Source organism: Streptomyces sp. NBC_01210, from assembly GCF_036010325.1.
In the GTDB taxonomy this organism is placed as follows: domain Bacteria; phylum Actinomycetota; class Actinomycetes; order Streptomycetales; family Streptomycetaceae; genus Streptomyces.
Genome location: NZ_CP108549.1, coordinates 1,147,289 through 1,173,558, shown reverse-complemented (window position 1 = coordinate 1,173,558; position 26,270 = coordinate 1,147,289). Strand labels below are relative to the sequence as shown.

14 protein-coding genes and 5 pseudogenes are annotated in these 26,270 nt (G+C 67.5%); 8 read left to right on the top strand and 11 right to left on the bottom strand.

Annotated elements, in window-relative coordinates:
- Window positions 1–280 precede the first annotated feature (280 nt).
- The 5 genes and pseudogenes from OG735_RS05150 to OG735_RS05130 form a co-directional block, all read right to left on the bottom strand.
- Window positions 281–670 carry a DUF742 domain-containing protein gene (locus tag OG735_RS05150; protein ID WP_327321942.1) on the bottom strand — a complete coding sequence of 130 codons (390 nt, stop codon included), beginning with the start codon at window positions 668–670 and terminating at the stop codon, window positions 281–283.
- A 26-nt stretch (window positions 671–696) separates the two neighbouring features.
- Window positions 697–1,119, bottom strand: coding sequence for a roadblock/LC7 domain-containing protein (locus tag OG735_RS05145; RefSeq protein WP_327321941.1), 423 nt, complete (start codon window positions 1,117–1,119; stop codon window positions 697–699).
- A complete protein-coding gene (locus OG735_RS05140; RefSeq protein WP_327321940.1) occupies window positions 1,103–3,334 on the bottom strand; it encodes a sensor histidine kinase in 2,232 nt (743 codons plus the stop codon). Before OG735_RS05140 ends, OG735_RS05145 begins: the two co-directional genes overlap by 17 nt.
- A 950-nt stretch (window positions 3,335–4,284) precedes the next feature.
- A pseudogene (locus OG735_RS05135) lies at window positions 4,285–4,926 on the bottom strand (transposase); the annotation flags it as partial.
- Window positions 4,927–5,111: 185 nt separating this feature from the next.
- Window positions 5,112–5,525, bottom strand: a complete 414-nt coding sequence (locus OG735_RS05130) for an SHOCT domain-containing protein (RefSeq protein ID WP_327321939.1) — start codon at window positions 5,523–5,525, stop codon at window positions 5,112–5,114.
- Window positions 5,526–6,664: 1,139 nt separating this feature from the next.
- Between OG735_RS05130 and OG735_RS05125 the strand changes: the two genes are divergently transcribed.
- Together OG735_RS05125 and OG735_RS05120 are read left to right on the top strand one after the other, a co-directional pair.
- Window positions 6,665–7,888 (top strand): RICIN domain-containing protein, encoded by a 1,224-nt coding sequence (locus OG735_RS05125; protein WP_327321938.1) that lies wholly within the window; start codon window positions 6,665–6,667, stop codon window positions 7,886–7,888.
- A gap of 274 nt (window positions 7,889–8,162) precedes the next feature.
- A complete protein-coding gene (locus tag OG735_RS05120; protein ID WP_327321937.1) occupies window positions 8,163–10,403 on the top strand; it encodes an ATP-binding protein in 2,241 nt (746 codons plus the stop codon).
- A gap of 273 nt (window positions 10,404–10,676) precedes the next feature.
- On the opposite strand, the gene OG735_RS05115 is transcribed toward OG735_RS05120, so the two are convergent.
- The 4 genes and pseudogenes from OG735_RS05115 to OG735_RS05095 form a co-directional block, all read right to left on the bottom strand.
- A complete protein-coding gene (locus tag OG735_RS05115; protein ID WP_327321936.1) occupies window positions 10,677–11,984 on the bottom strand; it encodes an ATP-binding protein in 1,308 nt (435 codons plus the stop codon).
- A gap of 1,082 nt (window positions 11,985–13,066) precedes the next feature.
- Window positions 13,067–13,159 (bottom strand): annotated as a pseudogene (locus tag OG735_RS05105) (IS982 family transposase); the annotation flags it as partial.
- Window positions 13,132–14,127: a YihY/virulence factor BrkB family protein gene (locus tag OG735_RS05100; RefSeq protein ID WP_327321935.1), complete on the bottom strand. Its 996-nt coding sequence runs from the start codon at window positions 14,125–14,127 to the stop codon at window positions 13,132–13,134. The pseudogene OG735_RS05105 and the gene OG735_RS05100, both read right to left, overlap by 28 nt.
- Before the next feature lie 440 nt (window positions 14,128–14,567).
- A pseudogene (locus tag OG735_RS05095) lies at window positions 14,568–14,756 on the bottom strand (APC family permease); the annotation flags it as partial.
- Window positions 14,757–15,488: 732 nt separating this feature from the next.
- On the opposite strand from OG735_RS05095, the gene OG735_RS05090 reads away from it, so the two are divergent.
- From OG735_RS05090 to OG735_RS05080, 3 genes and pseudogenes are all read left to right on the top strand, one after another.
- Window positions 15,489–15,764 (top strand): hypothetical protein, encoded by a 276-nt coding sequence (locus OG735_RS05090; RefSeq protein WP_327321934.1) that lies wholly within the window; start codon window positions 15,489–15,491, stop codon window positions 15,762–15,764.
- Window positions 15,761–17,848, top strand: coding sequence for a bifunctional polysaccharide deacetylase/glycosyltransferase family 2 protein (locus OG735_RS05085; protein ID WP_327321933.1), 2,088 nt, complete (start codon window positions 15,761–15,763; stop codon window positions 17,846–17,848). Before OG735_RS05090 ends, OG735_RS05085 begins: the two co-directional genes overlap by 4 nt.
- A gap of 93 nt (window positions 17,849–17,941) precedes the next feature.
- Window positions 17,942–18,103 (top strand): annotated as a pseudogene (locus OG735_RS05080) (LLM class F420-dependent oxidoreductase); the annotation flags it as partial.
- 347 nt (window positions 18,104–18,450) lie between these two features.
- Here OG735_RS05080 and OG735_RS05075 read toward each other — a convergent pair.
- A complete protein-coding gene (locus OG735_RS05075; protein WP_327321932.1) occupies window positions 18,451–19,572 on the bottom strand; it encodes an AI-2E family transporter in 1,122 nt (373 codons plus the stop codon).
- Window positions 19,573–20,206: 634 nt separating this feature from the next.
- A complete protein-coding gene (locus OG735_RS05070) occupies window positions 20,207–21,415 on the bottom strand; it encodes a PucR family transcriptional regulator (protein WP_327321931.1) in 1,209 nt (402 codons plus the stop codon).
- A gap of 354 nt (window positions 21,416–21,769) precedes the next feature.
- On the opposite strand from OG735_RS05070, the gene OG735_RS05065 reads away from it, so the two are divergent.
- From OG735_RS05065 to OG735_RS05055, 3 genes and pseudogenes are all read left to right on the top strand, one after another.
- Entirely contained in the window at window positions 21,770–23,119 is a 1,350-nt protein-coding gene (locus tag OG735_RS05065; protein WP_327321930.1) for a DUF1254 domain-containing protein, read from the top strand.
- A gap of 1,133 nt (window positions 23,120–24,252) precedes the next feature.
- Window positions 24,253–25,752 carry an FUSC family protein gene (locus OG735_RS05060; RefSeq protein ID WP_327328210.1) on the top strand — a complete coding sequence of 500 codons (1,500 nt, stop codon included), beginning with the start codon at window positions 24,253–24,255 and terminating at the stop codon, window positions 25,750–25,752.
- Window positions 25,753–25,836: 84 nt separating this feature from the next.
- Window positions 25,837–26,265: pseudogene (locus OG735_RS05055) on the top strand (FUSC family protein); the annotation flags it as partial.
- Window positions 26,266–26,270: the final 5 nt, after the last annotated feature.

Sequence of the window (26,270 nt, the reverse complement as noted above, 5' to 3'; positions counted from 1 at the left end):
GGAGCATGAGACGTGCTACGCGACGGCGGACACGACTGGGACCGCCGTACCTTCCGCGTACGTGTGCCGGCCCAGACCGCGGCTTCCACCCGTTGTCCGGCAGTCAGGCCTGGTCAAGCTCCTCGCCGGCGGGTCCGGCCGTGGAGATCCTGGCCGACGCCGGCGCCGACGCAGGGCTCACTCCTCACGCCGCATCCGGGTCGAGCGTGGAATTGCACACCTGAAGAGATCTCGAAGGGTTACCCGCCGGGTATGAGGATCCTTGTCACCGGGGCACTTGTCACAGCCGTGCAAGACCGTCCCTCACTCTGTGCAGCAGGGCGAGCCCTCCGTCCTCCGACGCGCTGACTGGTGCATGAGCGGTGATCAGACCCTCGTCGAGCAGGTCGGACAACAAAATGGTGGCCACCGAAACCGGCAGGTCGAGAAGGGCCGCGACCTCGGCTACAGCCTTCGGCATGGTGCACATCTGCACTATCTGCCGGTGTTCCGGAGGAAGTGCGCGAGTACGGCGAGGTCCCGGGTCCCTGGCCGTGGTGATGAGGGTGATGAGCGTGAAGATGTCCCGTGTGGGCTCTGTACGTCCGCCGACGAGGGTGAAAGGGCGCACCAGGCGGCCGACGGCGTCGTGCGATGTCCCGTTCCCGGGCTGATCGGTGTGTTGGCTCATGGCTCTGGAAAGTTAGGGAACGCGCGTCACGAAGCTGGTTCGATGCGCGGCGATGCGCTGAGCAGACCGCCGATTTTCCTGACGAGCATATTCATCTCGAAGGCCACCACGCCGACGTCTGCTTGTGCGGAGGCAAGCACCGTCAGATACGCGCCCTCCCCGGCCGAGGTAAGAAGGACGAACCCATGCTGCATCTCGATCAGCGTCTGGACCACAGCGCCGCCTGCGAAATCGGCGCAGATGCCGTTGCCGAGGCTCACCAGTCCGGACGTCGTGGCCGCGAGGCGTTCCGAACTGGCGCGGTCGACCGAGCTGGACCTACTGACGACCAGTCCGTCGTAGGAGACGACGACGGCGTGGCGCACATGGGCGACTCGCTCCACCAGACTGGTCAGCAAAAGGCCGACCTGGGTGTCGTTCGCTGGGAGGTTTTCAGGACGGGGCGTCATCAGGGGCCCTTCGAGGGAGCGATGTGGGTCGAGAGCGAGGACCGCCGAAATCGCGTGCATGTACCGATCCGCGTTGGAACGCGGCCATGGTCGTGGCGAGGCGCTCGGGCGTAGGCAGCGGTCCCGGACGCGGGTCCGGTCCTGACACGGGAGCGCAGGGGCGGCGCGGCTCCTTGACCCCGGAAGCCTGTGGAACACGCTGGGGCAAGCATGGGGGAGGCTGAGGAGAGCCAGGGAATGGCGCCGCTGTCGGACGTTCCGCCGGTTCTTGCTGCGGAGACAGTGGGGGCAGGGGGATGGAGCGGGGCGTTCCACTGTCTGAGGTCGCCGTCGGCCCGGAGCCGAGAGCGCTGGGTCTGGGAAAGGCGGTCACTACTGCCTTGAGGCTGGTGCCGCCGGGGCGGTCGACATCTGCCGTAGCCCCCTTCAGTGAGGGAGCGTTGATCACCAGCTTTGCCGGAATGAGGACAATGGCGGACGTGCCGCCGAACGGCGAGGCGCGCAGTGTGATCTCTATGTGGTGCCTGGCAGCGAGCCAGGCGACCACGAACAGGCCCACACGAGCGTCCTCAGCCAGGGCGAAGACGTCAAAGGGGGGCGGCTCTGCCAGCCTCCTGTTCGACTCGGCGTAGCCGTCCTCACTCATCCCGAAGCCACGATCCTCGATCTGGATCACGAGGCCCTTGCTCGCCTGCTCGACATTGACCGCGACAGGGAACTCCGGCGGGGAGAAGCTCGCTGCGTTGTCGATGAGTTCGGTCAGCAGATGGATGAGGTCGGCGACCGCGTGCGCAGCGAACCGGAGCGTTTCATCGGCGTAAATGGCGATGCGCTGGTAGTCGGCAACCTCCCCGACCGCGCTGCGCAGCACGTCGACGACGGAGACCGGTTCGGTGAAACGGCGCCCTGGCTGGGAACCAGCCGTGATCACAAGGTTCTCCTGGTATCGACGTATCTGGCTCGCCTGGGAGTCCAGCTCGTAGAGACCCTGCAGAACTTTGGGCTCCTGGTGCTCGCTCTCCAGCCGGTCCAGCAGGGTGAGTTGTCGGTTCACCAGGTTCTGCGTGCGGCGGGCGATCCCCAGGATCACATTCTCCAACCCATGGCGGACGTCGGCCAAGGCCACGGCGCTGCGGACGGCGGTCCGCTGCACCGTGTTGAACGCCTTGACGACTTGCCCCAACTCATCGTGTCCGTAGTCCAGTTCTGGCGCCTCTTCGCTGACGTCTATCGTCTCATTGCGGTTCAGTCGATCGACCAGCGTGGGCAGACGACCCTCGGCAAGCTCAAGGGTAGCCTCGCGCAGGCCTGCCATTCTCCGCAGCAGGGACTGGGCAATGCGCCACGACAGGACCGCCACGACAGCTACTACAGCGAGTCCTGCGGCACTGATGGCGATCGACTTCCGTATGATCTGGCTCGCCCGTTCCGTCTGAAGTGCCCGCAAGTTCCCACTACTTTGCTGGATGAACTGATCGAGATCATTGCTCACCTGGCGCAGAGCGCCATCCCACCGACTCGCCGACGGCGGCGGGGCATTAGCCGCACTCGCCACGGAGCCGCTGCCGTCAGCGACCTCCGGCTGGCCCAAGACCGCATTCTCGATCGAGACCATGGTCTTCCAGGCAGCACTACTTGTGATCTTCTGGAATGCCGGCCGACTCCGGTCGGAGAGCTGGGCGGACAGTGCGGCCAGAAGAAACCGCTGGGTACCCGTGGCCATGATGAACTCTGCCCGTGCCCGATGGGTGAGCAGACCGGTCGCCATGGCCGGTGCGAGCACAGTGTCCTCACGCGCGATCTGTTCCGCAGCGTTCACCACCAGCCCCAGGGGCGCCGCCGCGGCCACCAGGGACCCGTCATCGACCTGGGCGCTGATCTCACTCGTCACCTTGATCTCGAGGTTGATGAGTTGAGTGAACGCGCTGAGGGCTTGTTCACCGCTGATGGACTGCGTGTCGATCCCCTTCCGCAGGACTTGGAGGGGGAATCGCTGGATTGCGTCGGCGAGCGGCCGGAAGGAGACCCTGGAACGCAGAGGGGCGTCCTTCAGGGCCTCCGCCAGACCACCCATCGTCGCCAGGGCGGCATCGGTCTTCGGACGCTGGGAGTCCAGCGCCTCGTGCGAGGAAGGAGTGTCAGTGAGCCAGACCGCGGTCAGGGCACGCTCCCGCTGCAGGTTGCGGAACATCTCTAAGGCCGGCAGCTGGAGCATGCGGCCAGCCTGGACTCTGCTACGGAGGTCAGCTCCCTGTCCCAGCATCTGACTGGTTGTTGCGGCCCACAAGCCGACGAGCGCGATGCAGGGGACCAGGGACAGAAGCATGAGAGAAGTCCGGATCGACCGGTGCCGTCGCCGCGCGTGTGTGCCGGGCATACGTCTCGCTTGAGACGGAAACGGGCGCATACGCGAGGCAGTCCCCTGTGAGGTCCTCCTGGTCGCTCCGCTCGCAGGCATGTACGCCACTCCTCGGGGTTGCCGCTGCTGTAGGGCTCAGGATCAGGTGTTGCTCCGGTGTGCCCCTGGCAACCCGTCATCGCCGACACACCTGCGTCGACTCATCAAGCTTCCCCAGCTACTCGTCGTTTCCCTTGGGGTAGCCGCCGCACCGTTTTCACCGCGCACCGCTGTCGCGTCATCGGTGAGAGCGACCGTTCCCCGACCAGCCGGACGAACTTTCGAGCGAATTGTCGCCGGTGACTCACCGTAGACGGCCACGACTGCCATTGCGCGATATTTCCCATGGCATGCCAATGCATCATAGGTTTCTGGTTTCCGAACCACGGCAACGACCTACTCAGGCAAGGGTCCGCACTCCGGTGAATCAGGGCCTGAACTGCCCACTCGGGCAGGATGTCCAGATTCCTGGGGTGCGAGCAACCGCGGCTTGGACGGAGCGGGATTCCCTACATTTTGGAATAGCTGCTGAGATGACAGACGTCCATGTCCAGGCTGCCGTGCCACGTGAAAAAGACGCTGAGCCAGGCCCCGGATCCTTCGAGGACCAGTTCAACAGCCCAGGCCCGAACGGGATTTACTCAGAGGGGCTCACAGGGGTACATACCTGGCTGGGTTGGGTGGTCTCGGTCTCGGGACGGCGAAGGATTGGTGCTGTCGACCCCTGGTCGTTGAGTGGGCATGGCTTGGGCCCGACGCTCGGGCCGGGGTCTCCATCGGGTTCCTCGGTGGTGGGCGGGCAGGGCGCGGATCGCGCGGCGGACCGGCTCGGTGACGGGATGTCCGACCGAGAAGATGTGTGGACGCCTTGGGTGCGCAGGGTGCACAGGTGGGCCAGGAACGCTCTGGCTCCGCCGGCGCTGTCGGTGCAGACGAGGATGGGGGTGCCGTGGCGGCGGTCGTCGGGGATCTGGGCGAGCGCCGCATCGAGGACGGTGATGTGGTCGGCGGCGGTGTTGGCGCCGGCCCTGCCCGGCCGCAGCAGTCAGCCCAGGGCTTCGCCGGTGTTGTCCAGGAAGCACAACAGCGGGTGGTAGCCGAAGCCCCGCTTGTACGTGGCTGCGGCCTGGTCGCGCAGTAGGGCCAAGTCGGCGATGGCTTCGCCGCCGTCGGCGAGTATCACCGCCAAGTCCACCGCGATCCTGCCCGGGTTGTGTCCGGTGCCGCGTGGCGGCAGGCGGCGCAGCGCGTCGGTCAACCCGGCGGTCAGGCCCGTGGCGTCGGCGAGATCGGCCAACAGACGGGACCCGGCATGCCTGACCACCCCCGTGGCCGTCGGCCGAGACGACGAGCTTGGGGCGCGACCCGGTCGTGTGCACGCAGAAAGTGCCCTCCTGCTGGGATGGCAGAGACCTTCGACAAGCCTCATCTTCCCAACTCAGAGGGCACTTTCGCGTTTCCGATCAAGATCCGGAAACCGCGGCAAGAGAAACGCGCAGGTTAGTGGTCCTCCTGGTGCAGCTTTCGGCTACGCGGCATGTCCGACCGCCCAGCCGCCTGCGAGTCAAGCGCGCGCGGGCGGGACGGAGTCCGGTCAGCGCAGGATCTTCTCCTTGGCGCGCCGGAACTCCGCGTCCGTGAGGTCGCCCCTGGCCTTGATTTCCGAGAGCCTCGCAAGTTCCTCGGTCGCGCTCAGCCTGGCGGTGCCGGCGGTCTCGCGCACATAGCTGTCGAACGCCTTCTGCTGGGCTCGGGCCTGATTCAGTTCGCGCTGACCCATGCCTCTGCCACGAGCTACGAGGTATACGAAGACTCCGAGGAAGGGGAGGGCGATCACGAAGATGCACCACCCTGCCTTGGCCCACCCGTTGAGGGAGTCGTCACGGAAGAGGTCAATGAAGACCCGGAGGAGCAGGAAGATCCAAATGCCCCACAGGCATATCCACAGTACGGTCCAGAATGCGCCCAGGAGCGGATAGTCGTAGGCCAAGTTCACTTGCCCAGTCATGTGTTTTTTCCTCTAGTAGTGCTTCGTTGGGTTGGACTGCGGGAGGGCTGTTGTCTGTTTGTTCGGGGTGGTAACTGGCGTTGGCAGATGGAGCATGCGCCGGTCCAGCACAGCAGCAGGTCCTGCAGGGTGTGGGGGGACTTCACAGAAGATCAGGCCGACGCTGTTGCTTTTGGGTCGAGGCGGCGGCCAGGGGAGCGTGGTGGTTTCACACGCGCCATGTCAATCCCCTCGATCTGTGGAGATCTTCCATGCGGCCAGCCGCAGGGCGGTATTGGCTCGGTGGTTGCGATCGTAACAGCGTCTGGAAGATCGCCTCCTGTGAGATCCCGGGTGTCACCCCTGGTCGAGAGGCACACAGGAACGCGTATGACAATTCGTCATACCAACGCTCCTTGCCACTCCCCTTTATCTGAATCTTCACCACCGCCCCGAAGGGACAAACGGCTCAGACAAGTCCCCCACCACCACCCCGGAGTGCGGGTTTCCACCAACTTGAGCGTTCTTCAGGAACGGTTGCCTGGATTCGACATCCGACAAGTACGCAGAAGGAGGTCGGCGATCCGCTTGACTCAGGAGTGGAGAACGCGCAGCATTCCCGGCAAATGCACACATGTGCTCGGGGGATTGCGTTCCGTCTCCCGCAGGACGGTGGCACAGCGGCGAGTGAGAGGTGAACAGTGTCCGAGCCAATGGCGGCCCAGCTCTTGGATGCCGAACTTGCCCAACGTATACGCGGCGAAGACGAGGTACTGCGGTCGGAGGCCGCATCCGAGATCGTCCGCCGGCACAAGGCGGCCGTACTGGCCTACGCCCACTTGTGCTTCGGGGAACCGCAGGCTGCAGAAGACGTTGCGGATGAAGCGCTTGCACAGACCCTTCGAAGCGTCCGCTCGGGTAATGGGCCCACCGAGGCCTGGCGACCCCACCTGGTGACGGAAGTGAGACGAACCGCTGTCCGGTGGGCGGCGACCGGCCGTGAATCCGGGCTCGCATCCAGCCTCACCTCGTGGCTTCGGGCGCTGCCCGGGGCGGACCGTCCCGAGTCTGCCGCCAGGGCAGCCGAGGAGAACTCCGCTTTACTGAGGGCCTTTCGCAGCCTGCCGGGGCTGTGGCAGGCGGTGCTGTGGAACGCCCTCGTGGAGACCGCCGAACATGCCGGGCCTCTGCCGGGCCTGTCGCCCAACTACATGGCTTCCCGGACCAGGCTCGCCCAGCAGGGTTTCTTCAGCGCGTACTTGCGGGGGTACGCCAACGGTGCCTCCAGCCGTGAGTGCCGTCACCTCGCCGCCGTGCTCGGTGAGATCGTGCGAGGGAGTCTTTCCCACTGCTCCGAGGACCTGGAACCGCATGAATCGAGCTGTGAGAGCTGCTTGCAGGCCCGGACCGACCTCAGCATCATCCATTCCGGCCAGCGTGCTGCTCTGTCAGGCGCGCTGTACTGGCCGGTGCCCTCACCCTCTCCTGCGTCCGCGTCGGATGGCATCGAAGACACGGCAGAACGGTCACCGGGTACCGAGGGCGCGGACCGGCCCACCCCTCCGGCAGGCGGCCCGCGCCGGTTCTACGCCGCCCACCGCTTCATATCGAACTCCCCTCTGCGTGCCGCAGCAATGGTGGCCGCGATCGCCACAGTGATCGCCATCGCGGGAGTCGGCCTGATCCAGGGGGGAAGCGACGACGCCCAGACGCCTCTGGCACAGGTAACCACCGTCCAGGTCACGACCGAGCGCGACGCGGTGAAAACCGCTGCGGCAACCGCGCCAACGCCTCATACCTCTGCCGTGACGGTGACCGCCAAGACCTCAACGGCGCCCACCAGACCCAAGCCCACTCGCGCGAAGCCTGCCCTCCCGTCCGCTGTCCCGGTGGGCGCCCCTCATCCAGCCGGCTTCCAGCTCGTGAACAAGCAGTCTGGGCTGTGTGTGGGCATCAAGGGCGACAGCGCCGGCAACGATGCCGTGGTGCAGCTCCAGAGCTGCACCAGCAGTGCCTACCAGCGCTGGCAGCGCATCGCGGCCGGCAATAACGCCTACCTGCTGCGCAACACAGGATCCGACAAGTGTCTTGACGGCACTCATGGCAGCGGAAACGACGTCAGAGTCGTCCAATGGGAGTGCCATTACGATGCCGACGGGGACCAGGACGTACAACTGTGGGTGTTCGCACCCGAAACGGGCGCTTCCTCCTACCGCCTGTGGTTCGTCCCCGAGGTTCAAGGGAGCGACTACTCATCGCACCTGCTCGGACCGGCGGACTGGTGGCCAGGAGACGGTCCTGCGGGGGACGGAACCTATCTCATGCACATGCCCAACTACTACAACGAGGTGAGTTTCGTCTTCACGATGAACGTCGGTCCATGAACGGCAGGACGCCTTCCCAGCGGACACGAGGATGCATCTCGCGTGAGCCCGGTGCCGGACGGCCCGGTCTCGCCACGCAGATGCATCCGGCCGCAAGCAGCGGTCCGCGCCGCCGGCCGCATCGGCCGGTGGTGCCATCAGCGGAGCGGGGGCGTACTGTCCGGGGGAAAGGTCGGTCCAGCACATGGCTGTGAGGAGAAGAGGAACCGCAAACCTGCCGGCGGAGGCGACGAGATTCATCGGGCGGCGCCACGAGCTGTCGGTGGCCCGGCGCATGCTGTCCCAGACCCGGCTGCTGACCCTGACCGGCCCAGGCGGCGTGGGCAAGACCCGCCTTGCCTTGCGACTCGCGGCCCATGCGCAGCGTTCCTACCCTTCAGGGGTGTTTCTGGTGGACCTGGCTGCGGTCGAGACAGAGCAGGCACTGACGAACGCAGTCCTGGAAGTTCTCGGCCTGAACCACGGCCTGGGACGTCTCACTCCTGCAGACCTGAGCGAGCGAATGCGCAGCAAGCGGATCCTGATCGTGCTCGACAACTGCGAGCATCTGCTCCGTCCGTGCGCCGTCCTCGCGCATACGTTGCTGGAGGCCTCCCCGGAGCTGCAGATCATCGCCACCAGTCGGCAGGCCCTGGGTGTCGACGGCGAGCATCTGCTGAACGTGGCACCGCTGAAGGCTCCGGATCCGGACGACGCCTCTTGCGATGCCGCGGCCGGGCACAACGAAGCGCTCGACCTGTTCACCGACCGAGCCGCCCATGTCCGTGGGGAGTTCGCACTGACGGAAGCGGACCGCAGGGTGGCAGCTCGGATCTGTCACCGTCTGGAGGGCGTTCCGCTGGCCATCGAACTGGCCGCCGCCCGTCTGCGGGTGCTCAACTGCGAGCAGATCCTCCGGCGTCTGGACGACCGTTTCTCACTCCTGACAGGCGGAAACAACGTCAGGTTGCCCCGCCAGCAGACCCTGCGGGCCACCATGGACTGGAGCTTCGACCTGTGCGGTCCCCAGGAACAACTGCTGTGGGCCCGTCTGTCCGTCTTCTGCGGCGGGTTCGACCTGGAGGCCGTGGAAGCGGTGTGCTCCGGCGACGGCCTCTGCCGCGAGGAGATCCTCGACGTGCTGGCGGGCCTGACGGACAAGTCCGTACTGATCCGGGACGAGTGCCCCTCGCAGGTGCGTTACTCCATGTTGGAGACACTTCGGCAGTACGGCCACCGACGGCTCTGTGACAGTGATGAGCTCGAGATCCTGTACCGGCGCCATCGCGACTACTACCGGGCCCTGGTCCTGCAGGCCGAGGCCGAGTGGTTAACCAAGCAGCAGGCTGCTTGGGGCGTCCGGCTCCGCCGAGAGCGGTCCAACCTCCGCGTTGCCATGAAGTTCTGCCTCGATGAGCCGGGAGAGTCGGAGGTCGGTCTTGAGCTGGCCGCATCTCTATGGAGTCACCGCGTCGGCGCGGGTGGCCTTGCCGAGGAACGCCAGTGGTTGGCCCGGACTCTCGCATCCGAAACAGCGCCCAGCCGCGCCCGTGCCAAGGCCCTGTGGGCTGACGGCTGGCTCGCCCTGCTGTGCGGGGACACCGCTGCCGCGCAGGGTCGCGTGACCGAGTGCCGCGCTCTGGCGCAGTCCTTGGGCGACCCGCAGACGAACGCCCGCGCCGATCAGCTTGTCGGGCTTGCCGCCCTCTTCCAGGACGACTTCTCCCGCGCTGTTCCCCTGCTGGACGCCGCCCTCGCCCAGTACCGCGACCACGGGGACGCCGGGGACTCGTGGGCCACACTCTTCCTTCTCAGCCTGGCCAGCTGCCTGGGCGGTGACCCACGTGCCGCCGCACTGGCCCAGGAATGCCTGGACGAGTGCGAGGCCAGCGGCGCCCAGTGGTCCCATGCCTATGCCTTGTGGGTCGTCGGGCTGCACCACTGGCTCCGAGGGGAAGTCCGGTCCGCGGTGAGAGTTCTGCGCAAGGGTCTGAGTATCGGCCAGCCGTCGCACAACCGGCTGGCTGCGGCCCAGTGCCTCGAGGTGCTGGCCTGGGCCAGGGCAAAGGGCGGTCATGGTGAGGAGGCCGCGCAGCTGCTCGGCGCAGCACAAGGCGCCTGGGAGCAGGTGGGCGGCACCCTGCCAGGCGTTGGGCAGCTGCTGCACCATCACGCCCAGTGCGAAAGGCAGCTGCGGGAGAGCCTGGGCGACGAGGATTTCACCGCCCGGGTGAGCGCTGGAACCGCACTGGGCATGGAGCCCGCTGTTGCCCGAGCGCTGGGCCGGGCGTCAGATCGCGCCGCCGCTCCGGACGTGGCCTCCAAACCGGTTCTCACTCCCCGGGAACATGAGGTGGCGCTCCTTCTGCACCAGGGGCTGACGGACAAGGAGATCGCCGCTCGGCTGGTGATCTCACCCCGCACCGCGCAAGGACACGTCCAACGCATTCTGCACAAACTCGGATTCACCCGCCGCGCCCAGGTAGTGGCCTGGATACAGGAACGCACGAAGCACCATCCCGCGGCACCGGGCTGATCACTGGTCCGACCGGACGGCTCGTCGCCGCGTGCATCGGCACCGGCATCTGGACCATGCATGTCCTCGGGATGCTCGGGATGCTGGGGGTGCGATGTCGTCGGTACGGAGATCAGGTACGACGTGCCGGTGGAACCTCACCGGCTTCTTCGCCGAAGCAGCCCTCACGCCCCGTGAGTGTTTCGTCTCCGGGATCTTCACCAGCGTCTGGTCGCCACTGGGCAGGTACACGGCACTAGATGCGGATGGAGCGGAGTCCACTGAGAACCCTCTCTAGGAGCTGGGCCCTTCGTGGTGATCGGCACGGGCGGCGCCACGGCCTGGGACTGTGCCGGACTGGAAGGCGCTCCACGTTGCCTTCGTCTCCTCCGGCGTCCGCCTCTCCTCGGCCCGGACAGCAGGACGTGACGTGTCGGCGGGCTGCGGCTGGCGACGGTGGCGCTGTGGCAGGTCACCCACAGGTGTGGCGCCGGTCTCCAGGGCCGAAGGCCGTGGCGCCAGCCGCAGGATGGGGGCCATGGCCGACATGGGACGGGCCGCGTCGGCCGGGAGCGTGAGCAGATGAGCCGGGATGAACACGACCGCGCGCACACCGCCGTACGGGGCGGGCTTGTCGATGGACACGGCGAAGCCGTACTGCCGCACCAGACGCCCAATCGTGGCGAACCCGGCCCGTGGCGGGTCGCCGAGCTCGGTCAGCAGGACCGGCTGCTGGCCGGACAGCCACCGGGTGGCGCACTCCACCTCGTCCTGGTTCATCCCCGCGCCGGCGTCGTCGATGACGATGCAGGCCCCGGACTCGGCCTGGTGGAGGCTGACATCGACGGAAAGCGTGCCGTGCGAGTGGTGCACCGCGTTGGCGAGCAGCTCGGCGACGGCGATGGCGACCGGTTCGACCGCCCGGGCGACCACCGCAACCGGAGGGTCCAGTTGACTGGTGACCTGGATGCGGTGATTGCCCCGTACCCGGTACTGCGCACCGACCACGACGTCACCGAGATGGGTGTCGCTGCGGGTCGGACCCGGCCAGGCCCCGCACAGCACGCCTGTGGCCTGGATGCGTCGCAGGTTCTGCTCGTTGAGCTGGTCCAGCTCAAGAAGGTCCCTGGTTGTTTCCGGGTCCTCGTAGCGGTGCCGCATCTCGTCGATCTTGGACTGGAGCTGGTAACTCTGCGCCTGGATGACGGCCACTGCCTCGCGCATCACCGCCTGAGCAGCTTCATCGACACGCTCACGCTCAGCAGCCACAGCCTGGGCGACCTGCTTCAGAGCAGCCGTGTGCATCTGCGCGACCTCGGTCACGGCGAACGCGGGATGCGCAAGCCCAGGAACCGGGACGTGCCGGTTGTTGAGGTGGGCGATCAAGGCCGGGAGCCGGACGGCGACCAGCTGCTGTGTCTCCTCTTCCAGAGCCTCCCGCCGGGCGGCCAGCTCTGCCTGGTACTGGACGGCAGTGTCCCGCTCTGACCGCAGGGCCTTCAGCAGACGGCGCGTACGCACGAGAAGTGGTGGAACGATCAAGGCAGCGGCAGCTCCCGTCGCGGCCAGGATTCCGGGAAGAGCCTCCGGTATGTGCGTCATCAAGGGTCCTCAGTAGAAGGGGCTGGAGGAAGATCCCGGGAGACGAAAGGGAATGGTTCCTCGTTCGTCTGGGTCCGGGGCTGGGCTGGAACTCGATCCAACTGGGCAGCTGAGCCACTCTCGTTACGGCTTTCGAGATCGCCGGCGCCACGGAAGAGTCAGCCAGGTAGTAACCACCATGGCGGACCTGCCGGCGATACGCAGTGCCCGGAGTTACGGGGGGATTGCTGAGCGGTGGAGGAGGGATCGGATGTTCCAGGGCAGAACAGTACGGTGGTGGAAAGCATCAACAGCTCCGGGGAAAGGGGGCGTAGGGAAGGTTGACGGGGTACAGACCGACCGCTATTCGAGGTCCCTCCAGAGCGACAAAGCATGTTCATTGAATGGCCGCCACGCATAGCGGTGCGGCTATATGGCGCTGAGACCGTCCACGGGTACTGGCCCACGCGCCAAGGGTCGTGCCGGGGCGGGTAGATGAGTTGTCCTTGAGTGAGCGCAATGTATTCGCGGTGGTTGGCTCCGTACCACCCCTGACCTATGCCGTTCCGTCATAGGTCAGGAGTTTCCGGCCACACGCGGAGCCCCTGCGATGACGACAACCGTGGTCTCCACTGAGGCTGCCGCCGTAAAGCATGCCGAATAGGCGGACTCCTGCTTCTGGGCCTGTGGCCAGACCAGAGACATTGTCTGTAAGTACCTGCCAGAACGCGTCGAAAACCCGTCGCACCCCAAGGCCACCTGACGTATACGCAGAACGAGGCGAGAGCCCAGTACGGCTCGAGGTGGCCCACCGTTCACTGAACGGGGGAATTTCTCTCGGTTCGCAACATGCCGCCCGGCGGCGTGATCTGCGGGCTATTGTGGCGGCTCTTCAAACTGCTGACCGGGTGCGAGAAGGGTTTCGTCGGTGTCCGATCCTGGGCGTCTAGTGGCCGGCCGTTACCGGCTTGCCGAGCGTGTGGGCCGGGGCGGAATGGGCGCGGTGTGGCGTGCCAAGGACGAGTTCCTGGGCCGGGATGTCGCCATCAAGCAGTTGCGCGTCCCCCCAGACCTGGACGACATCGAGGTCGAGACCCTCTGCGGCGGGCCTCCGAGACGAAGCCGAGCACGGCGTGCATGACGGCGAGCGTCAGTAACTCGGCGTCGGTCAGCTTCGGCGGTCGACCCGCTCGGGGCGTTCCTGTGCCAGAGAGCCATCGATCTTCACTCGCTTCATACGCCCGACGACTTCGGACTTACTCGTCTGCGCCCTGTCCCGTGGCTGGGGCGTATCCTGCGGCGCTTCGGCCTCGCCCGCCGACGGCGTCGCGGTCCAGGCGGCGCAGTACAGCAGCAGTTTGGCCGTGAGGTTGATCCACAGCAGCAGCGCGACCGGCACGCCGAACGCCCCGTACATCGACTTCGCGGCGACGCCCGAGATGTAGCCGCTGAGCAGCACCTTCAGCAGCTCGAGGCCGGCGGCGCCGAGCAGAGCCGCCACGATCAGCCTGCGGCGCGGCGGTTGCACCCCGGGCAGCAGCGTCAGTAGGTAGAGAAGCGTCAGGAAGTCGGCGAGCACCGCGACGGCGAGGGCGGCGATCTGCAGCAGGACGCCGCCCGCCCCGTCCCGTTCGATGCCCAGCCGGTCCCCGCCCCAGCCGACGGCACTGGAGCCGAGCGACGAGGCGGCGAACGACGCCAGCGCGACCGCGCCGAGCCCGAGTAGGACGACAGTGTCCTTGCCCTTGCGCACGAACGGGTTGTCCCCGCCCTCCTCGTCGAGGTCCCAGACGACGCGCAGGCACTCCCGCATTGATCCGATCCAGCCGATGCCGGTGAGTAGCAGCAGCGCACCGGCGATCAGCCCGACCTTCCCGGCGTTGTCGACGAGGGCCCCGATGTCGAGCTGGTCGGAAATCCCGGGCACCTTCTCGGCGAGCTTGTCCTCGATAGTGCGCAGCTGCTCCGGGCTGAGCAGCGCCGCACCGATCGCCGCGGCGACCGTGATCAGCGGGAAGAGCGCGAGAAAGCTGAAGAAGGTGATGGCCGCCGCGAGCCGGGTCCAGCGCACCCGTTCCAGCCGTTGGTACGAGCGCCACGCGTGGGTCCGTATCAGCCGCTGCGCGAGAGGGCCGATGACGGGGAGCCGGGTGAGCCAGTCCATGAGTTGCTTCTTCCGAGAGCCCGGAGACCCAAGGTCAACGTCGTTGTATTAGAGGTTGAAGCCGCAGGTCAAGGTGGTTGGTTGAGGGCACGGGACCCTTGATGATCAACGATCGGACCGGCCTTGCGGTGGCCATCCTGGACCCGGAGCCCGACTTCCGCCACCTCGCACGACGACCGCTGCACACCGCCGGCTGATCGCCGCCGACAGCGCGTCCTGGACGTCCTCGCCGCAGACCCCAACCGCCACTGCGCACAAATGACCTCGCCCGCCACCTCGGCGACATCACTCTCGGAACCATGTACCGGCAACTCGCCAGATGGGCGGCACAAGGACCTATCGACAAGACCGGACCAGCCACCTACGCCAGCTCCAGGCCTCGAACAAGCCCCTTGCCGCCAGCAGGAATACGTCAACTACCCGGCCTTGGGTCAAGGTCCCATGGGGAGGGAACGCCAAAGGAGGACGGCGGACTCGCTTCCGGCCAAGCCCACCAGTACCGCGGTGGTGGCGGCGAGTGAATACGCCGGTGCGCTCCGGGCCACTGCCATGACCACTGCGTCCGCCGGCCCCAGGACATCCGCTCGCAGTTCGCCACTTGGGCTGCGCCTGCGGCCGCATTTGCTCATGTTGCTCTCCCCAGTGGTTCATCGTCGAGCCTGCCTGATCCCCCGTCAGCCAAACCGTTGTCGGCGGTCCGCACCCGTCATGGCCCGTTCTGGAAAACCTGATCTCCGGGGCATGCTCGCCGACCGCGGCGAATCAGCCCTCAGAGCGGGGCACATACGCTGCCCGACGGCGGCGGACATGCGCAATACGTTCCGGGTTATCCAGCGCAGAGCGGTGTTCGACAATTCCGTTTCGGAATAGCGTGCGGGTGCTTCGAAGAGAGTCGCATGCACCGCGTTTCGCGATGCGATGAGGCGTTCCCCGGACACAGACTGGATCATCTTGCCTGGTCGGCCCCTGAATGAGATTTCGTGGGCTTGCCGACGAACTGTGTGCAGTGCAGATCGTGCAGCTATGCAGGCCATGACGGATTGGCATAATCGAACCGCTCGGCCGCTTGAAGTCGTAACTGCTCGCGGACTTGTTGCCGTTCGGCGGTCTGCCCGCCGGCTTTTGGATACCGCATGCCTCGGTGATACGAGCAGGACCCAGGAGCCGTCAGCCCCTACGCCACCGCGAGTTCAACCTCAGTAACACCAGGCACCTGGAGGAGATCCGCCGTCCGCGGGGATCCGGGCAGTGCCCGCGCATAGCGGACAGATGTCGATTTTGGTACCTGGCTCCGAAATAGAGCCCTTCATTCATTACAACTCCCTTAAAATCTTGTTACGATCCCCTTAACATTCGCGGGTATGACTCAACAGGTTAGTGCGGTATTCGTCGACGCCTCGGGGTCCAGGCGTCGCCTCCTGAGCTATGTGTCCGTCGCCATCGGCGCGGCGTGTGTCTGCTTTGTCGTCATGGTTCTCGTCGGATGCTTCGGCGCCAGGCCGGTCGGCGGGCCGCTGCCCTGGCCGGCCACCACCGAGGCCAACCCGGCGGCCACTTCTGTGGCGAATGCCCTGTCCGGGAACTCCGGCAACGCGCCCCGACGCGGCCCCGCCGCGGACGGCAAGGGGCCGAAGTGACCCGGCACGCCCTGCGCAGGGACCCCCGCGCTCACTGGGTGCTGCTGATTCTCGCCATGGCTGTCGCCGCCACCGCCCTGATCTTCAGCGGCTACGGGCGGCACGAGATAGCCCCGACCGCCGCGCCCGCCGTCCGGTGCCCGGCCACCGCGGCGTCCGAGTTCGCCGACGGGCCCGTCCTGCGGCAGGCCCCGAAGAGCGGCGAGGCCGCCGGCGCCCGGATGCCTCCCGGCAGGGTCGCCCTCACCTACGACGGCGGCCCCGACCCGGCCTGGACCCCGCACCTGCTCGACCAGTTGAAGCGGTACGACGCCAAGGCCACCTTCTTCCTCACCGGCACCCAGGCCGCAGCCCACCCCGACCTCGTCCGCCGGATCGAGGACGAGGGCCACGAGATCGGCTCGCACACCTACACGGACGCCAATCTCGCCGGTCTCTCCGAGCCGCTCTTCCGTCTTGAGCTCGCCCTCACCCAGAACGTCCTGGCCGGCACCGCGGGCATCGGCACCCATCTGCTGCGCCTCCCGCACACCGCGGACGTCGCCACCCTCTGCGGCGACATGGGCGAGGCGGCGCGGCGCGCCATGGCCGACGGCTATGTCGTCGTCGCCGCCGACCCGCCCGGCCGGGACGCCGCACAGGGCGCCGTCCGGCAGTTCACCGGCTCGACCGATGCCATCGCCGAGACCGAGCGGCTGCTGACCGCCACCCGCGGCGACCGGGTCACGTACACGACCGTCGGGGCCGGTCTCGGACTTCAGGGCACCACCTACGGCGTCTCCACGTCCGCCGAGTGGAGGGGTGCCGCGGTCGTCCGCGCCCAACAGGCGTCCCGGGCACTCGCCGACGGCTTGACCTACTCCCTGCTCGTGGGCGGGGTGATCACCGTGGCCCGGCTGGTGATGCTGTTCGCCGTCGCCCGTGTGCATGTGAAGCGCGTACGGGCCAAGCACTCCCGGCGCCGCGGCGGCCCGCGCTTCCCGCCGCTCACCGACCCGGTCTCGGTGATCGTCCCCGCGTACAACGAGGAAGCGGGCATCGAGGCGACCGTGCGTTCGCTGCTCGCCTCCAGCCACCAGGCCGTCCAGATCATCGTCGTCGACGACGGTTCCACCGACCGGACCTTCGAGATCGCCGAGGCGATCGACGACCGCCGGGTCATGGTGATCCGCCAGACCAACTCCGGAAAGGCCGCCGCCCTCAACACCGGGCTCGCCCGGGCCCACTTCGGCATCGTCGTCATGATCGACGGTGACACGGTCTTCGACCCCGACGCGGTCTTCAACCTGATCCAGCCGCTCGCCGACCCGCGCGTCGGCGCGGTCAGCGGCAACACCAAGGTCGGCAATCGGCAGGGCATCCTCGGCCGCTGGCAGCACCTCGAGTACGTCATCGGTTTCAACCTCGACCGCCGCATGTTCGACGTCATGGAGTGCATGCCGACCGTTCCGGGCGCGATCGGGGCGTTCCGCCGTGACGCGCTCGTGGGGGTGGGCGGCGTCAGCGAGGACACCCTGGCCGAGGACACCGACCTCACCATGGCCCTGTGCCGGGCCGGCTGGCGCGTGGTCTACGAGGAGTCGGCCATCGCCTGGACCGAGGCCCCCTCGACGGTGCGGCAGTTGTGGAAGCAGCGCTACCGCTGGTGCTACGGCACGCTGCAGGCCATGTGGAAGCACCGCGGCGCGCTGCTGGAGCGGGGTGCCGGGGGCAAGCTCGGCCGCCGTGGTCTGACCTATCTGCTGCTGTTCCAGACGGTCCTGCCGCTGGTCTGCCCGATCGCCGATGTCCTCATCCTGTACGGACTGCTGTTCGTGGGCGCGGGTCAGGCGGCGGCGGTCTGGCTGGCCTTCGCCTCGGTCCAGCTTTTCACGGCGGTGTACGCGCTGCGTCTGGACCGGGAGAAGTTCGAGCCCCTGTGGACGCTGCCGTTTCAGATCCTTGTCCACCAGCGGCTGATGTACCTGGTCGTCATCCAGTCGGTGGTCACGGCCCTGGTGGGCAACCGCCTGCGGTGGCAGCGGATGCAGCGCACGGGCTCGGCGACGGACACCCTGGAGGACCGCCGCGGGATGAACGCCTGACATCTCGCCAGTCGGGCGGACGGCGACAGTCGTGGAGGTGACCGAAAGGGATGTCCGGTCGACTTCGCCGGACCGTCGCAAGGTGGTCTCCGGCTACTGGAACCGGACGCCTTCGCGGACGAGATCTCGCTCGTAGGACCACGTGAACGGGTCGCCGAACGGCTGGAGTTATGGTGCACTGGCCAGGTCCCCGATCTGCTGGTGACGGCGCCGGATCCGCACACCCTGCGCGTGCTGGCGGAGTTGAACGGCTAGTGCTCCGCATTGGCTGGGTATATGTCCTGGTGGCGGGGTAGTTCGCGTGCTCGGGGGCGGGCGGCTGCACGTGGCGTTACGGGCACGGCTGAGCCGTGACAGTGCAGCCAGCACCGCATCGTCTTCTGACTGCCGGCGATCGCCTCGGTCGGAACTGGGCTGCTGCGGCCCTGCCCGCCCAGATCCTCCAAGCGGGATCTGGTGATGCGGGCTCGGATGATCACCGCTTCAACCGCGTTGGTCTGGAAGGCTCGAGGGTCATCGGGCTGGTCAAACAGCCACCCACCGGGTCGGCTGACGCTGCAGGCAGGCGGGGACGTCCACTCCGCGGGGTCAACCTCAGAATGCTACGACGACACGGCAGCGGCACCGCCAGTGTGTGACTCGTCGGTATCCGGCTCGTGCGGCGATTCGCTGAACTGCTCGCGGAGATAGTTCCAGACCACCGCGATCACTGCGGCCACCGGCACCGCGAGGAGGCTGCCGACGATGCCAGCCAGACTGCCGCCCAGCGTCACCGCCAGCAAGACCACCGCCGCATGCAGGCCAAGCCCACGACTCTGGATCATTGGCTGGAACACGTTGCCCTCGAGCTGCTGCACCACGACGATGATCGCCAGCACGATCAGCGCGTCCGTCAGGCCGTTCGATACCAACGCGATGAGCACCGCAATAAGACCGGCGAAGAGGGCACCCACGATCGGCACGAACGCGGATACGAAGGTCAGTACCGCCAGAGGGAGCACCAGCGGTACTCCCACAATCCACAGGCCCAGGCCAATGAGAACGGCGTCGAGAAGACCGACGAATGCCTGGGCCCGCACGAACGCGCCCAGGGCGTCCCAACCGCGCGCGGCCACGATCGGAACGTGGATGGCGAGAGGACCGGGCAGTTGGCGAGTGAGCCACGGCAGGAACCGCGGGCCGTCCTTGAGGAAGAAGAACATGAGGAAGAGCGCCAGGACGGCCGTGACCACACCGTTGACCACAGCGCTCACCCCCGTGACGACAGTGGTGACCATACTGCTGGCGCTGTCCTGGATACGGGCGACTGCTGCGTCGAAGGCACCTGTGATCTGATCATTCCCGATGTTCAGCGGCGGTCCGACAGCCCACTCGCGCAGCTTCTGGATTCCTTGGACCACGCCGTCCGACAGCTCACCGGACTGGGATGCCACCGGCGCCGCGATCAACGCCACGACGCCCGCAGCGACCAGTAGAAACAGCACGGTCACGGCCGACGCGGCAAGGGCAGGACGCCATCCGCGCCGACGCAGGAACCGAGTCAGGGGCCAGGTCAGCGTGGTGAGGAACAGGCCCGATATCAGCGGCCAGACGACCGACCACATCCGGCCCAGCGCCCACAGGGCAACCGTGACCATGACGAGCACCAACAACAACTCGGCGGAGACACGTGCCGATGCGCGGAGCGCTCCGCGGGCACTCGTGGAACTCAACTTGGCAGACATGGGATCACCCTATTGGCCCTCCCGTCACATGTTGATGTCCCGCCAGGCCAGAGGTGGATGCCCGTCTGCGAGGGCCTCCGAGCTGGGTTCTCATCCGTCCCCAGTGGCCGACAGCCACACCGTGATCACGCCACCGTCGAGGGTGACGTGCCGCCCCGGGAAGCGGCGGCGCACCGGGGCGAACCAGTTATCTCGTCACCTGAGAACGCATCTGCCCGGGTGCGGGGGCATCGCAGGGGCGCGGCCAGCCGCAGGGGCGAACGCCTTCTGCCCGGCAGGGGAGACGTACGCCGCGGCCTTCCGCAACTCAAAGGGTTCTGTTCGCAGCTCGAGCCGGTCGGGGTGGGCGGCGAGCCAGGCACGGACCTCAGGCTGATCGCGGACATCGCATTCACGGAGAACCGGTTGCCCGTGCGGCGCACGACGGGGGTGCACCCTCTTGGCGCGCCAGGTGCGGCCGGTGACCCGGCGACATCCTCGCGGGTCCGGCCCGCCACCAACGCGGCCACCGCCCGCATCCGCAACACCGCCTGCACCGACGGCGACAACCGCCGTGCGTCCCCCACCAGTTCATTCACGCCAGGATCGACGACCCGGAACACTCACCGATTCGGACCAATAACAGCATTCGATATCAGCCGGATATGAAGCCGGTTGTCGAGCCTTCAGCGAGTCGGCGGAGGGTGAGGGCAGCGCCGAAGAGCTGTACGCCCCGGGTGGTCTGCGGGTACAGGCCGGTTAGTTCGGCAGTGCGGGCGAGGCGGTTGTCGACGGTGTTGGGGTGGACCTTCAGCGCTCGGGCGGTGCGGCGCCGGTCGAGGTCGCAGTCGAGGAACGCGGCGACGGTCTCGATCAGACCGACGTGGCGGTCCAAGGGGTCCAGGAGCGCGGCCAGTTCGGCGGCGCTGTCCTGGGATCCGGCCAGATGGTAGTCGAGCAGCACATCCTGGAGCCGGTGCACGCCGGGTGTGCGGGCGACGGCAGCGATCCGGCGCGCCTGCTCGGCGGCGGCAGGGACGTCCCCTGGGGTGGCCGCGAGGGCGGCCCCCGCGATCACCGGCCGGGGCAGGCCGGTGGACAGGTGCCGGACGAGGTCGGCGTGCGGTGTGCCGAGGGGGAGCAGGATGTGGCCGCCTTGGTCGTCCGGCAGGCTGAGCTCTCGGCCTTCTGCAGATGGCGCCAGCCGGCTCAGGACCTGATGGAGCAGTCGTCGCGCGGCCACCGGCTCCTGGAGCACAGGGGCGCGGACGCTGAGCACGAGGTAGCCGGGTTCGAGAGGCAAGCCGCAACGGGCGGCCACCTCCTGCGGCGCATCACCGCGGACCAGCGCTGCGGCCAGCTCCCGCCCAGCCCTCTGGTGATCGGCCATCTCCATCAGGTACGCCTCGGTGACCTGCTCGACCATGGCATTGACTGTCCTGAACTGGTGGCGGACGAGCCACAGCAGGGCGGCCTCCTCTCCGGGGCGGGCGGCGGCGCAGAGCGCGTCTGTCAACGCCTCGGCGCCGACGTGGTACGACCTGAGCAGCCCGACCAGGGCGACGCCTTCCGCGGCACGCTGGGCGGCGCGTTCCCGGAACACCTCGGCTTCGGAGTCCGCGAGGCTCTGCGTGCAGCGGAGGACGCTGCGGATCGCTTGGCGGGCGGTCGAGGCGACCTCCAGGTCCTGCATATCGCCGGGGAGGCGGTCGAAGCCGGGGACCTTGGCCCGCTGGCGCTCGATGACCAGCCTGGCCAACTGGTTGATCCGGGGCTCGAGGCGCGCGGCCAGTCGCATCGCCTGCTCGCGAATGTCATCGCTGGCCTCTGGGGCCTCATGTCCCGGCGCGCTTCGTTGTGACATATCACAACGATACGCGATCTGGAGTGTCCACCCCGCCGATTGCCCTGCCCCGCCGGTGAGGCGACAGTAAAGCCCGGACGAGGCGATCTTCGTCCTACGGAGTCATCAAGGTCATGAATGCCGGGACAAGCCGTTGGGTCACCGGGTACGCCGCAGAGCGTCCAGTCACACGAAGTGTCCAGCGGTGCAGGCGCGCTTTCCTGTCGGCCAGGCGAAACGTTGCCGCTGCAGCCACGGGTGCAGTCAGCTCTGAAAACAGCCTTGAAAGGAACAACCGTTATGAACGTAATACATAAGTGGCGCGGTTGGCGTGCCGCCGTCTGTACGGCGGTGGCGGCATTTACGCTGGCCGCCATGCCGGGGACCGCTGCCCAGGCGAGCGTGACAAAGCCCAAGCCCGACGTCACCGCCGACGCGGTCAACGCGTATATCTACGGCTACTCACTGCTCATGATGCGGGCCACCGAGCAGGCATCCACCAACGTCGTCGAGCCCGATCCGGCGACCGTTCGAGCGCCGGTGAACCAGTTCGCCAATGCGGACACCATCAACACCCCAGCCCAACGCACCATTGCAGCCGGCAATGTGGACACCCTGTACTCCTTGGCGTGGCTGGACCTGAAAAAGCAGCCCATGGTGCTCCATCTGCCGGACACCCACGGCCGGCTCGTCATGATGCCCATGCTCGACGCCTGGATGAACGTCTTCGCCTCACCAGGAACCCGCACCACCGGCAGCGCGGCCGGTGACTTCGCCGTCACCGGTCCCGGCTGGAAGGGCGTGCTGCCCGCCGGAGTCACGCAGATCAAGTCCCCGACCGAGACCGTGTGGATCGTTGGCCGAACCCAGCTCGACGGCCCCTCCGACCTCCCCGCCGTCAAAGACCTGGTGGGCAAGTACTCCCTCAAACCACTGAGCGCCTACGGCCGCCCCTACACTCCGCCGGCAGGCCAAATCGACCCGACCGTCCCTGCCACAAACCCGGTTGACCGCGTCGCCGGAATGGACGCGGAGACCTACTACTCCCAGCTCTCCTCGCTCATGGCCACCAACCCGCCCGCGAAGGAAGACGCCCCCATGGTGGCCACCCTGGCCCGCCTGGGCATCGTCCCGGGCAAGCCGTTCAACATCAACGCCAGGGGCCCTGCCACAGCAGAAGCCCTTCGCCAGTCCGTATCCGAGGGCAATAAGCAGATCCAGAACGGGATCGCCGGGGTCACAGACCAGATCAACGGCTGGAGCGTCAACCTCCACCTGGGCACGTACGGCACCGACTACCTACTGCGCGCGGTCGTAGCCCTGGTCGGAATCGGCCCCAACATCCCCGAGGACGCGGTCTACATGCAGGCCTTCCGTGACGGCCAGGGGAATCCGCTGAACGGAGCGAACAAGTACGTCATCCACTTCGCCCCCGGCCAGACCCCGCCGGTGAACGCTTTCTGGTCCCTCACGATGTACGACCCGACCGGCTTCCTGGTCGACAACCCGATCAACCGCTATGAGGTCGGACACAACGCCAAGCCGACCCCAAACGCCGACGGTTCCGTGGACATCTACATCCAGCACGACGCCCCGGCAGGCATGGAGTCCAACTGGCTACCCGCACCAAGCAGCGGGTTCTGGGTGTGTCTGCGCATGTACTCGCCCCAGACCAGTGTCACCGACGGCACCTGGACGCCGCCCGCGATCACCATGACCAGCTGAGAAACCGCGGGTGATCTTCCGGCTTTGCGCGCATGAATAGCAGGGCCTCCCGGTAGCTCGGGGATGCGAATCGAACCGAGCGATGCCGGGAGGCCCTGTTGTCGTTGTTGTACGCGTCGGCGCCTGTTGACTTCAACTCGGCCGGCCTGTCGTGCGATTGTCTCTCGCACGTGTACGGGAATGCGGCCGATCACCCGGACCGGGCCTTGCAGAGCACGACCTGACGGGGGATTCGGTGAGGTCGGGGACTCCAGGGCGGTGGGTGGTCCCGCAGTGGGTCCCCTTCGGCTACAGCGACACCGACGCGTTCGTGGTCGGTGTCCTGCGGCGGTGTCATCGACGTATTGGTGCGGCGGATCGTCGACGAGACCTCCCGGGGCGTGCTCCGGCAGGTCCTGCTGGACATCGGCGCGAACTCGCCCGAGGAGAGGGCCGTGTCCGTGGCCGCCGAGATCATCGCCGGTCCGCACCGGAGCCCCGTGTGGCCCGCTGCGGACGACGGACGGTCCGATCCACCGACAACAGGGGGCGGTCGCCTGAACAGGGGTCGGCCGCCTGAGACGCAACGAGCTGACTCCTGGTGTCGGCCATGCTGGAGACGGCCGTCGCCGGCAGACGTATCCCGCACAATCCCGCGAAGGGGGCCGGATCGGTCGGGCCGGGCCGCGTGCCGTGGACGCGGACGGGATTCCCTGCCGGCTGAAGTGGACCTGACTTTGCTCCGCAGTACCGGCTCACCGTCCATCTCCAGGCGGGCGTCGGTCTGCGGCGCACGTTGCCGTGAGATCGCAGATGGGCGTGGGCGCGTGGCGATCGACTGCCGGAGTCCGGCGGAGCAGGCCACGTGCGGCCCAGGGCCAGGGTGTGATCCGTCGGCCTCCCGCCGGCCGACATCGAGGCTGATCAGGTGTGCCATCAGCACAGCCGATGACGCGACTGTTGAGCCAGTGGGCCCGGAGTGGGTTATCTTTCTCGTATCCATGTACTTGCGGCGCCGCGCAGCGCCGGACGGCGACGAGGCCGGAATCCGGACCGCGGTGCCTTCGTTGTGCCTGCTTGCTGTCCACCACCCCGGACTGCCGCGGGAGCGGCGCGTACCACTGCAAGGGGGGCGGCCGACCGCCGTGAAGAAGATGTTCGTGGCTCCGGACCCGGGGCGCCTGCGGCTGCGGAACTCGACCCGTGCCGTCATCGGTGTCGCCGTAGCCGTCGCCGTATCCGAGCTGTGCGGGCTCTCGCTCACCGCGTCGATCACCGGGGGGCTCGCGGCAATGCTCGCCCTCTTCACTGTCACCGACGCGACCGTCCGTGACCAGCGGATCACCACCGCCCTGCTGCCCGCTGCCGGATTCCCGCTGCTGGCGCTCGCCACCACCTTGCACGGCATCACCCTGGCCCGCGACGCCGCGTTCCTGGCCGTCGTCTTCTGCGGGGTCTACGCTCGCCGCTGGGGCCCGCGCGGCCACGCGCTCGGGATCTTCGCGTTCATGAACTTCTTCATCACGCAGTTCCTGCACGCCATCCCCGCCCAGCTGCCCGAGCTGTACGCCGCCGTGGGCCTGGCCCTCCTGGCGGCCGGCGCCGTGCGCTTCGTGCTCTGGCCCATCGAGCGCCGTACCCCGCCCACCGCAGCCCCGCCGGCCCTGCCCGGCACCGGCCTGGCGCGGCCCACCACCCGGCAGGCCTTCCAGGCCACTGCTGCCTGCGCGCTCGCGCTTTCCGTCGGGCAGGTGCTCTCCGAAGGCCGCTGGTACTGGGCCGTCGGCACCGCATGGTGGATTTTCGTCAACACGGCCTCCCGCGGCGAGACCCTGGTCCGCGGCTTCCGCCGTGTCCTTGGCACGTTGATCGGTATAGCCGTCGGTCTGCTGGTCGCCATCCCGCTGAACGGCGCGCCCGCGCCGACGGCCGGACTGGTCGCCATCTGTGTCTTCGGGATCTTCTACACCGCCGCCGTCTCGTATTCCTGGATGATGCTGGCGGTGACGGTCATGGCCGGCCTGCTCTACGGTCTGCTGGGCGTGCTGGACCCCAGCCTGCTCGTGCTCCGTCTGGCAGAGACAGGCGTGGGCGCGGTGTGTGCCGCGCTGGCCGTGGTTCTCGTGCTGCCGGTCACCACGCACGCCACGAACGATGCCTGGATCCAGCGGGCACTGCACTGCGTGCACGCCGCTACGGCCGAGGCGGCGGCTCGCCTTGCCGGCGACCCTCAGGCCGACCCGGCCCCGCACGCCGCCGAGTTGGAGCTGCTGCTCGGCCGGGTACGGATGTCAGTCGCCCCGCTGGTGCACCCGTTGAGCCCGTTCCGTGCTCGGAAGGCGCGCGCCCGTCACGTCATCGAACTGCTCGACGACTGCGCCTGCGAGGTGCGGGGCCTGGTCTCCGTTGCCGCCGATCCGACCGCGTCGCATGACGCCCGGCTGGCCGCTGCCTGCTGGCGGGTCGAGGCCGCCGTGGAGGCCCTCACTGTCGGCGAGATGCGGAGCAGTCGGGTGACGACCGCCACCCGCGAGACGTCCCATCAGGCGGAAACCGAGTCGGCCCTCGTCCATCTGCACGGCCTGGAGAAGGCCTTGTCGGAACTGGCGATGCCGCTTGGGACCTCTCCGCGCTCTCCATTGGTCGGTTCCTGAACCGCGGGGAAAGCGCCCCACGCGACTCAGGTGCGACGCTCTCTGACGGGCAGGCGCTCAAAGTCGCTCGTTGAGGATCTTGGTCCGGCGCCGCTCGCCGCCGAACTGGAGCTGCTGCTCGGCCGGGTACGGCTCTCGCTCGCCCTGCTCGTCCATCCGCTCGTCCATCCGCTCAGCCCGCTGCGTGCCCGCAAAGCGCGCGCCCGCCAGGTGATCGCGCTGCTCGACGACTGCGCCCGCGAAGTGCGCTGCCTCGCCACCGTCGCCGCCGACCCGGACGCCTCCCACGACGCCCGGCCGGCCACCGCCTGCCGGCGCGTCGAGGCCGCCGTACACGCGCTGGTGCCGCCTGCCACCCGGCAGACGAAGGCCTCCGTCGACTCCGTGCGGGCGCCGCAGCACCACCCCGGGGCCGAGGCCGCCCTCACCCATCTGCACGGGCTGGAGCGGGCGCTCGCGGAACTCGACGCGCCCCTGCGCACCTCTCCCCGCGCTCCCCTCGTACCTGCCTGACCTGC